Annotated in this window: 8 protein-coding genes; 1 reads left to right on the top strand and 7 read right to left on the bottom strand. The window is 69.9% G+C overall.

The genetic code is table 11. The features are described from left to right. Positions 1 to 436, bottom strand: a 436-nt coding sequence (locus tag IE177_RS25810) for a phosphoglucose isomerase-related protein (RefSeq protein WP_506005064.1), incomplete at its 3' end; no start/stop codon positions are given. A gap of 304 nt (positions 437 to 740) precedes the next feature. Between IE177_RS25810 and IE177_RS35630 the strand changes: the two genes are divergently transcribed. Then, complete coding sequence (locus IE177_RS35630) at positions 741 to 902, top strand: hypothetical protein (protein ID WP_190017814.1); 162 nt, start codon at positions 741 to 743, stop codon at positions 900 to 902. 215 nt (positions 903 to 1,117) lie between these two features. Here IE177_RS35630 and IE177_RS25800 read toward each other — a convergent pair whose 3' ends face one another. The 6 genes from IE177_RS25800 to IE177_RS25775 all read right to left on the bottom strand — a co-directional run bounded on the left by IE177_RS25800 (position 1,118) and on the right by IE177_RS25775 (position 8,436). Further along, positions 1,118 to 1,453 carry an RNA polymerase-binding protein RbpA gene (locus IE177_RS25800; protein ID WP_003957010.1) on the bottom strand — a complete coding sequence of 112 codons (336 nt, stop codon included), beginning with the start codon at positions 1,451 to 1,453 and terminating at the stop codon, positions 1,118 to 1,120. A 215-nt stretch (positions 1,454 to 1,668) separates the two neighbouring features. Next, positions 1,669 to 1,905: a preprotein translocase subunit SecG gene (gene secG, locus IE177_RS25795; protein ID WP_190017813.1), complete on the bottom strand. Its 237-nt coding sequence runs from the start codon at positions 1,903 to 1,905 to the stop codon at positions 1,669 to 1,671. Positions 1,906 to 2,013: 108 nt separating this feature from the next. Beyond that, positions 2,014 to 2,790, bottom strand: coding sequence for a triose-phosphate isomerase (tpiA, locus tag IE177_RS25790; RefSeq protein ID WP_190017812.1), 777 nt, complete (start codon positions 2,788 to 2,790; stop codon positions 2,014 to 2,016). A 5-nt stretch (positions 2,791 to 2,795) separates the two neighbouring features. Continuing rightward, positions 2,796 to 4,007 (bottom strand): phosphoglycerate kinase, encoded by a 1,212-nt coding sequence (locus tag IE177_RS25785; protein ID WP_190017811.1) that lies wholly within the window; start codon positions 4,005 to 4,007, stop codon positions 2,796 to 2,798. 144 nt (positions 4,008 to 4,151) lie between these two features. Then, a complete protein-coding gene (gap, locus tag IE177_RS25780) occupies positions 4,152 to 5,159 on the bottom strand; it encodes a type I glyceraldehyde-3-phosphate dehydrogenase (RefSeq protein ID WP_190017810.1) in 1,008 nt (335 codons plus the stop codon). 322 nt (positions 5,160 to 5,481) lie between these two features. Continuing rightward, a complete protein-coding gene (locus IE177_RS25775) occupies positions 5,482 to 8,436 on the bottom strand; it encodes a M14 family metallopeptidase (protein WP_190017809.1) in 2,955 nt (984 codons plus the stop codon). Positions 8,437 to 8,491: the final 55 nt, after the last annotated feature.

The following is an 8,491-nucleotide window of genomic DNA, read 5'->3' as shown; positions in this document are numbered from 1 at the left end:
CGGTGTGACCGGTCCACTCACCCGAACGGACCCGGCCGGCGAAACCGGCCATCTTCTGCAGGACCTCGTGGACCTTCGCCACCACGTCCTCGCCACCGACCTCCACCACCGCGTCCCGCGGGGCCCGCAACGCGGTGTGCAGCACCGCCCGGTCCTCGGTGACGTTGATCCGCTCACCACCGAACATCGCGTCCCGCAGCCCGAACACACCCGTCGCGGCGGCCAGCTCGCGCAGCAGCCGCAGCGTCTCGTCGGTGACCAGGTGCTTGGAGTAGTCGATGTGGAGGTCACCGACCTCGAGGGTGTACCCGGCGGCGCGCTGCGGATCGGCGGCGAACAGGTCCCTCAGATGGGTGCCGGCCAGTTCCTCCCGGTGCTTGGCGAGCGCGGTCCACTCGGGCGTCTGGTTGAGCCTGGTACGGCCGTCTGCGTTCATATCCGACTTCAGCCTTCTTTCCTGCACCTGTGGTGCTGCGTACCTTGCCCCGCTGCCGGTCCCAACCTAATTGATCAGCGTGCGCGAGGAGCGTCCACCGGGTCGTCCACGCGGGCAACAACGGGTACGTCCGGCTTGCGCGCCGGTATCACCACGGTGACGGCGAAGGCGAAGGCGAAGAGGACGGCGGCGAGCAGGGCCGGGCCGTTCGGCCCGTACGGCCTGTACGTACGGGCCGAACGCGCCGCCGAGGAGCGCGCCGAGCGGGGCTCCGGACGTCGAGGAGGTGCGGAAGGCGGAGGCGATGCGGCCCACCATCGCCCCGGAGCCGCGCCGCCACCAGGGCGGCGGCCGCGAGGTACGTGGCCGCGTCGGCGGCGAACGGCATGAAGGCCCCGACCGTCAGCAGCGGCGGCACGAGCGGGGCGGCGAGCCGCCCGCCGGCGGCCCACCGGCGATCTGCTGACCGGTCATCAGCCGTGCGTCGGCCGCGCCCAGCCGCTCGCGGTCCAGTAGAGAGGGCGGCAGGGCCGTGGAGGCGTTGTCCCGACCGCCGCGACGTCTCCCCCTCACGTTCCGCCGATGGGCGAACCGTAGGGGACACCACTGGCAACGGGCCGCCGGCGGCGGTGCGAAACGGCTCCGGCCCGGCGCCCCTGGGCACCCGGCCGGTGAGAACTCCTAGATTTCGCCCCGCAGTTTGGCGAGCGCCTCGGCGAGGATCGCCTCCCCGTCCGCGTCGCTGCGCCGCTCCCGTACGTAGGCGAGGTGGGTCTTGTACGGCTCGGTGCGCGGCGGGTCGGGCGGGTTGTCCCGGTCCTGGCCGGCCGGGAAGCCGCAGCGCGGGCAGTCCCAGGTGTCGGGGACCTGAGCGTCGCTCGCGAAGCTGGGCTGCGTCTCGTGCCCGTTGGAGCACCAGAAGGAGATGCGCAGACGTGGCGCGGACTCGCCGCGCTCGGCCTCGCCCATCGGCCCCGCCCCGACCCGGCTTCCCCGGATCGCGTTGCCACTTGCCACGGTCGTAACTCCCTGCGTGATGGTGCCGCGAAGCGAGTCGGCGTTCCGCTTCGCCGCGAGCGCCTCAGTCTACGTAAGGCCCAACGCGCGTCCAGTGGCCGGAGTTACAACCTCCACACCTAGACGCAAGCCCCATGATAGGCCGCGCTCAGGAGCGCGTACCGAACATGGGGCCTTCCGTACGGAATGTGCGTGAAGCACATGGTGTTCGTGCGTCAGCTGTTCGACTTCATCAGCAGGCCGAGCACGATGATGCACGCGAACCACCCCAGGCCGATCACGATGGTGATCCGGTCGAGGTTGCGCTCGGCGACCGAGGAGCCGCCGACGGAGGACTGCATGCCGCCGCCGAACATGTCGGAGAGGCCGCCGCCCTTCCCCTTGTGCATCAGCACCAGCAGCATCAGCAGCAGGCTGAAGATGATCAGGGCGATCGAGAACCCCAAAACCACGGCTGGACCAACTTCCTCGGACTCGGATGGACGACGGGGGCACAGCAGCTGGGCCGTGCCCCCGCAAGACTACGACGTATCGCCGCTACCGCCTACTCTCAGTGCTGATCACTGGTCGCGGAAGCGCACGATCTTGACGAACTCGTCGGCGTCCAGCGAGGCGCCGCCGACCAGCGCGCCGTCGATGTCGGCCTGCGCCATGATCTCGGCGACGTTGCCCGACTTGACGGAGCCGCCGTACTGGATGCGGATCCTGTCGGCCACGTCCTGCGAGTACAGCTCGGCGAGCTTGGCGCGGATGGCGGCGCAGACCTCCTGCGCGTCCTCGGCGCCGCACACCTTGCCGGTGCCGATGGCCCACACGGGCTCGTACGCGATCACGACGGACTCGGCCTGCTCGGCCGGCAGGTCCTTCAGGCCGCCCTCGACCTGGCCGAGGGTGTGGGAGACGTGGTTGCCCGCCTCGCGGACGTCCAGCTCCTCGCCGACGCACAGGATCGGGGTCAGGCCGTGCTTGTAGGCGGCCTTGACCTTTGCGTTGACGATCTCGTCGGTCTCGTCGTGGTACTGCCGGCGCTCGGAGTGCCCGATCGCCACGAACGTGCACTTCAGCTTGGCCAGCATCGGGCCGGAGATCTCACCGGTGTAGGCGCCGGAGTCGTGCTGCGAGATGTCCTGGGCGCCGTACTTGATCCGGAGCTTGTCGCCGTCGACCAGGGTCTGCACGGAGCGCAGGTCGGTGAAGGGCGGCAGAACGGCGACCTCGACGGCCTCGTAGTCCTTGTCGGCCAGGGCGAAGGCGAGTTTCTGGACGTGCGCGATGGCCTCGAGGTGGTTGAGGTTCATCTTCCAGTTGCCCGCCATCAGCGGCGTGCGGGTGCTCATCGGGGTCAGTCCTCCAGTGCGGCGAGGCCGGGGAGCGTCTTGCCCTCGAGGTATTCGAGGGAGGCGCCGCCACCGGTCGAGATGTGGCCGAATGCGTTCTCGTCGAAGCCGAGCGTACGCACGGCCGCGGCGGAGTCACCGCCGCCGACGACGGTGAAGCCGTCGGTGTCGAGGAGAGCCTGGGCGACCGCCTTGGTGCCCTCGGCGTAGTCGGGGTGCTCGAAGACGCCCATGGGACCGTTCCAGAAGACGGTCGCGGCGTCGGCGAGCTTCGAGGCGTACAGCTCTCGGGTCTTCGGGCCGATGTCCAGGCCCTCCTGGTCGGCGGGGATCTTGTCCGCGTCGACCACGCTGTGCTCGGTCGGCGCCTTGGCCTTCAGGTCCGGGAACTCCCGGGAGACCACGACGTCGACGGGGAGCACCAGCTCCACGCCCTGCTTCTCGGCGCGCTCCAGGTACTCGGTGACGGCCGGGACCTGGTCCTCCTGCAGGAGGGAGATGCCGACCTCGTAGCCCTTGGCCTTGAGGAAGGTGTAGGCCATCCCGCCGCCGATGAGGAGACGGTCGGCCTTGCCGAGCAGCTGGTCGATGACGGCGAGCTTGTCGGAGACCTTGGCGCCGCCGAGCGCGACGACGTAGGGCCGCTTGACGTCGTCGGTGAGCTTCTTCAGGACGCCGACCTCGGTGGCGATGAGGTAGCCGGCGTAGTGGGGCAGGCGGGCCGGGAGGTCGTAGACGGAGGCGTGCCTGCGGTGCACGGCGCCGAAGCCGTCGCCGACGTAGACGTCGGCGAGGGCGGCGAGCTGCTCGGCGAAGGCGCCGCGCTCGGCGTCGTCCTTGGCGGTCTCGCCGGCGTTGAAGCGCAGGTTCTCCAGGACCGCGAACTGGCCGTCGGTGAGGCCAGCGACCGTGTCCTGGGCGGACCGGCCCACGGTGTCGGTCGCGAAGGCCACGGCGGCACCGAGGAGTTCACCCAGGCGGGAGGCGGCCGGAGCCAGGGAGAAGGCGGGGTCCGGGGCGCCCTTGGGGCGGCCCAGGTGCGAGGCGACGACCACCTTGGCGCCCGCGTCCGCGAGGGCCCTGACGGTGGGCAGGACGGCGCGGATACGGCCGTCGTCGGTGATCGTCCCGTCGGCCAGCGGCACGTTGAGGTCGGCGCGGACGAAGACCCGCTTTCCGCTCACGCCGTCGGCGAGAAGTTCGTCGATCGTCTTCATTGAGTGGACTCCTGAGGAGGGCTCTTGATGCCCCTGATCGTATGAGGGCGTGGTCCGTACGCGAGACAGGGCCCGGGCAACGCGACGGTGCGCTGCCCGAGCCCTGCTCTCACTTCAAGGTCCTGCTGCTGTGATCTTCGGCGATCAGAGCTGGTTGCCGACGAAGACCGTGAGGTCGACGAGGCGGTTGGAGTAGCCCCACTCGTTGTCGTACCAGCCGATGACCTTCACGTTCTTGCCCTCCTGGACCATGGTCAGGGAGGAGTCGAAGGTGCAGGACGCCGGGGCGTTGACGATGTCCGAGGAGACGATCGGGTCCTCGGTGTACTCGAGGATGCCCTTGAGCTCGCCCTCGGCGGCCTTCTGGAAGGCGGCGTTGACCTCTTCCTTGGTGACCTCGCGGCCGAGCTCCAGGACGAGGTCGGTGACCGAGCCGGTCGGGACCGGGACGCGCATGGCCATGCCGTCCAGCTTGCCCTTGAGCTGCGGCAGGACCAGCGCGGTGGCCTTGGCGGCACCGGTGGTGGTCGGGATGATGTTCTCGGCGGCGGCACGGGCGCGGCGCAGGTCCTTGTGCGGGAAGTCCAGGATGCGCTGGTCGTTCGTGTACGCGTGCACCGTCGTCATCAGGCCCTTGACGATGCCGAAGTTCTCGTCGAGGACCTTCGCCATCGGCGCCACACAGTTGGTGGTGCAGGAGGCGTTGGAGATGACGTGGTGGTTGGCGGCGTCGTACTTGTCCTGGTTGACGCCCATCACGATGGTGATGTCCTCGTCCTTGGCCGGAGCCGAGATGAGGACCTTCTTGGCGCCGCCGGCGAGGTGCTTGGCGGCGTCGTCCCGCTTGGTGAAGATGCCGGTGGACTCGATGACGATGTCGACGCCGAGCTCACCCCAGGGGATGTCCGCCGGGTTGCGCTCGGAGAGCACCTTGATGGTGTGACCGTCGACGGTGATGGTGTCGGCGGTGTGGGAGACCTCCTGCTTGAGGCGGCCCAGGATCGTGTCGTACTTGAGCAGGTGCGCGGTGGTCGCGGTGTCACCCAGGTCGTTGACAGCCACAACCTCGATGTCCGCCCCCTGCTCCAGCAGGGCGCGGAAGTAGTTACGACCGATGCGGCCGAAGCCGTTGATGCCTACGCGGATCGTCACGAACCGATCTCCTCGTTGGTACGCCGGCCATGCGGTGCCGGCGAGCTCTGTTTGGGATGTCCCCGACCACCACCGACCCTACCTCTCCGAGGGCCCCGCGGTGACATCGAGATGCCGCATACACGGGCAGGCGTTCCGTACCCGCCAGTAGGGGTACGGACCACCTCGGATCGGGGTGCGTTTCCCTCCGTTTTGTTATGGAGTGCCAGTGCCCGGTGGCCTTGATTTCACTCGTTCGTGAGCGGGTCGGCTCACCTGTCGAGTGGCCCCTTCCCGCACTGTTGAGAGGGGGCTGCGCTCACCTGTCGAGTACGGTCCCCCTTCAGCCGTCAAGCGCGCCGAACGCCTTCCTCAGCAGGGCCGTCCGGTCGTCCGCGGACGGCACCTGTTCCAGGCCGAAACCGAGCAGTACGGTGTCGTCGGTCGTGACCGCCGCGTACGTCTGGAACAGGGTTCCGGTGCGCGTCCAGTCCTTCAGGACGGCGGGGCTGCCCTCGGGCGGTCCGGCCGGCCGCCACGCGCCCAGCGACGACTCGAACCCCTCGGTCTCCTTCGCCGTGCCGCCGACCACCAGCGAGGCGTCGTCGGCGAGCACGCCGTGCCCGCCGCTGCCCGGGTCGGTGACGTAGCCGATCGAGACCTCGACGCTCTTCCCGGCGTAGGCGCTCAGGTCGAAGCTCACCTGCCGCCAGCCGTCGGAGCTGCCGGTGAGGCTGTTCCAGGAGCCGGTGCTGCCGCTCGCGGTGCAGGCGGTGCCCGTGAGCGTCAGGTAGTGCCTGAGCCAGGGGTGCTCGCCGATCAGGAACCCCTCCCCGCACTCCGAGGGCACCGCCGTGCTCGAGGCGCCCGACGCCTCCGGCAGCGTCGTCCAGTCGTCGGCGCCCACGGTGTGCGCCTCGACGACCGCGTGGTCGTAGCCGGGTTCGGTGTCCCACAGCAGCCGGGTGCTCAGCGCCGGCTTCTCCGCCGCGCCGACACCGGTCAGGTCGATCGTGCGGGTCAGTCTCTTGTAGGCGTCGTCGGTGTGCACGGCGGCGGCCATGGCGGCGCCGGAGTACGGCCCGTAGGGGTTCACGGTCCCGGCGAACCGGCCCGCGCCCGCGCTCCTGAACTGCGGGTAGGCGGAGACGGGCAGTTCCTCGGAGGTGACGCCGTAGGTGCCGGCCTTGTCCAGCGGGTTGCCGGGGGCGTCGCCGAGGGCGCCGGTGACGCCGGCGAGGCCGCCCGTGCCGGTGAAGCCGGTGGCCCCCTTGGTCGACGTACGGCTGTACGCGCCCAGGTAGTACTGGCTGAAGTCGTCCGACGGGGTGCCGTCGCCGAGGTCGACGTCGCCGCCGGCCAGCTCGCCGGCCTCGATCAGCCTGCCGCCCTCGTTGAGGTAGGCGCGCAGCTGGAGCTGGACCGGGTTGCCCGGGCCGTTCGCGCCGGAGTAGTGCACGACCGTCCGGAAGTGGCCCAGCACGCCGAGCGCGTCCGGGACGCCCTGCCTGGCCACGTCCCACACGATCGCCCGGTGACCGGCCGCCCTGACGGCGTCCGCGTACTTCCGCGCGTGCGCGGCCGCCGTGCCCTCCTCGGCGACGACGAGCGTGTCCGCCCGGGCCCGCTCGGCGACGGTGTAGGTGAAGTGGCTGCTGGAGACCTTCTTCCCGCTCCTCGTCCTCCCGGTGAACCACACCTCGACCCGGTCCCCCGGTCCGCCGCCGCGCACCTCGGCGCGGTACTCGTCGAAGTGGAGGTCGTCGTCACCGCCGTAGGTCTCGCCGCCCTTCCAGCGCCTGAGCGCCTGGTCGCGGGTACGGCCGCCGTTGACCCGGTACTTGAGCTCCTTGTCCCGGACCGCCTTGCGGACGACGGCCGAGACCTCCTGGGACGCGCCCCGGGAGTACGACGTGGAGAACGCGGCCGGGGTGAAGTCGGCCGCGCTCAGACCGACCGTGGAGGCGGGCCTGTCCGGGTGCACGGCCGTCTCGGCGACGGAGAGCGCGAAGGGGACGTTCTTCGCGAACTCCTTCCGGATCAGCTTCTCGTCGTCGGGGAAGTTGAAGACCGAGCGGCAGTTCTCGGCCTTCCAGGCGTCGTCCGGGTCGGCGTCCGACGCGGTCTGACAGGTCGACATCTCAGGCGTGAACATGGCCATCCCGTTGACGTTCGACGCATGTCCGTCCGCCTCGCCGTTGGTGGTGTACAGCTCCGAGGAGACCTGCGGACGGTAGCCGGGGACGGCCGAGTTGCCGGGGGTGCCCGCGAGCGCCTTGTAGAGGACGTCGTCCGGGGTCGGGGTGGCCACCTGCCAGCCGACGCCGTAGAGGAGCAGTTCGGCGGCGGAGTGGTAGTTGATGGCGTACCGGAAGCCGATGCGCTTCTCGAAACCGTCGAGCGCCCTGGTCTCGGGCTCGGACGCGGGACTCGCGCCGCGGTAGGTCTCGCTGGTGGGGCTGGGGGAGGAACCCTCGTCGTCGTAGCCCCACTTGTAGGCGAAGTTGCGGTTGAGGTCGACGCCGTCACCCGTGCCGATGACGCCGTCGCCGTTGACGTCGCGCAGGTTCTTGCGCCAGAGGCGGGTGCCGGAGTCACGGAAGGTGTAGTCGTAGCCGTCGGGGTTGGCCGAGAGCACGAACCACAGTTCCGTGGAGTCGACGATCTTCCTGACGCGCTTGTCGGTCCCGTAGTGGTCCAGGTAGTAGTGCATCAGCCGCCGGGTCATCTCCGGCGTGATCCACTCGCGCGCGTGCTGGTTGGACATGTACAGCACGGACGGCTTGGCGCCGTCCGCCGACTTCTTCGCGTTCCTGGTCAGTCTGAGCGCGAGGATGTCCTGGCCGCCGACGGTGCGGCCGATGGACTCGACCTTGGTGAGACCGGGGTGGGCCCGCGCGGTGCGGAGGATCTCCTCCTTCAGGCCGCCGCTGCCGCTGTAGGGCCGGAACACGCCCTGGGAGGCGGCGCGCAGACGGGCCTCGGCCTTCGCCGGCACGGTGTGCTCGGTGAGGCGGACGCCCTTCTTCTCGAGCTTTCCGGCCTGCTCGTCGGTGAGGTAGACCTCGACGGTGGTCTTCCTGGTCCCGGTCACCCGCTCGGCGAGTTCGTGGCCGTCCTGTCCGGCCTGGAGGAGCAGCGGAACCTGCTTCGGGGTGACCTCCGCGTGGTAGACCTTGACCTGGTCCGGGTCGGACCCGGCCGGTGCTCCGCTTCGCGCCTGGGCGACGGGCGCGAGGCTCGCTCCTCCGACGAGGAGCGCGCCGACGGCGAGGATCGATCTCGCTCTGTGTCTCATGAACCCCCCTACCGGTGGCTCGCCACAGCGGCGAACAGGTTGCCAGGCTCATGTC

It is taken from the genome of Streptomyces lucensis JCM 4490 (assembly GCF_014650035.1).
In the GTDB taxonomy this organism is placed as follows: domain Bacteria; phylum Actinomycetota; class Actinomycetes; order Streptomycetales; family Streptomycetaceae; genus Streptomyces; species Streptomyces lucensis.
This window is presented reverse-complemented; position numbering and strand designations above follow the sequence as displayed.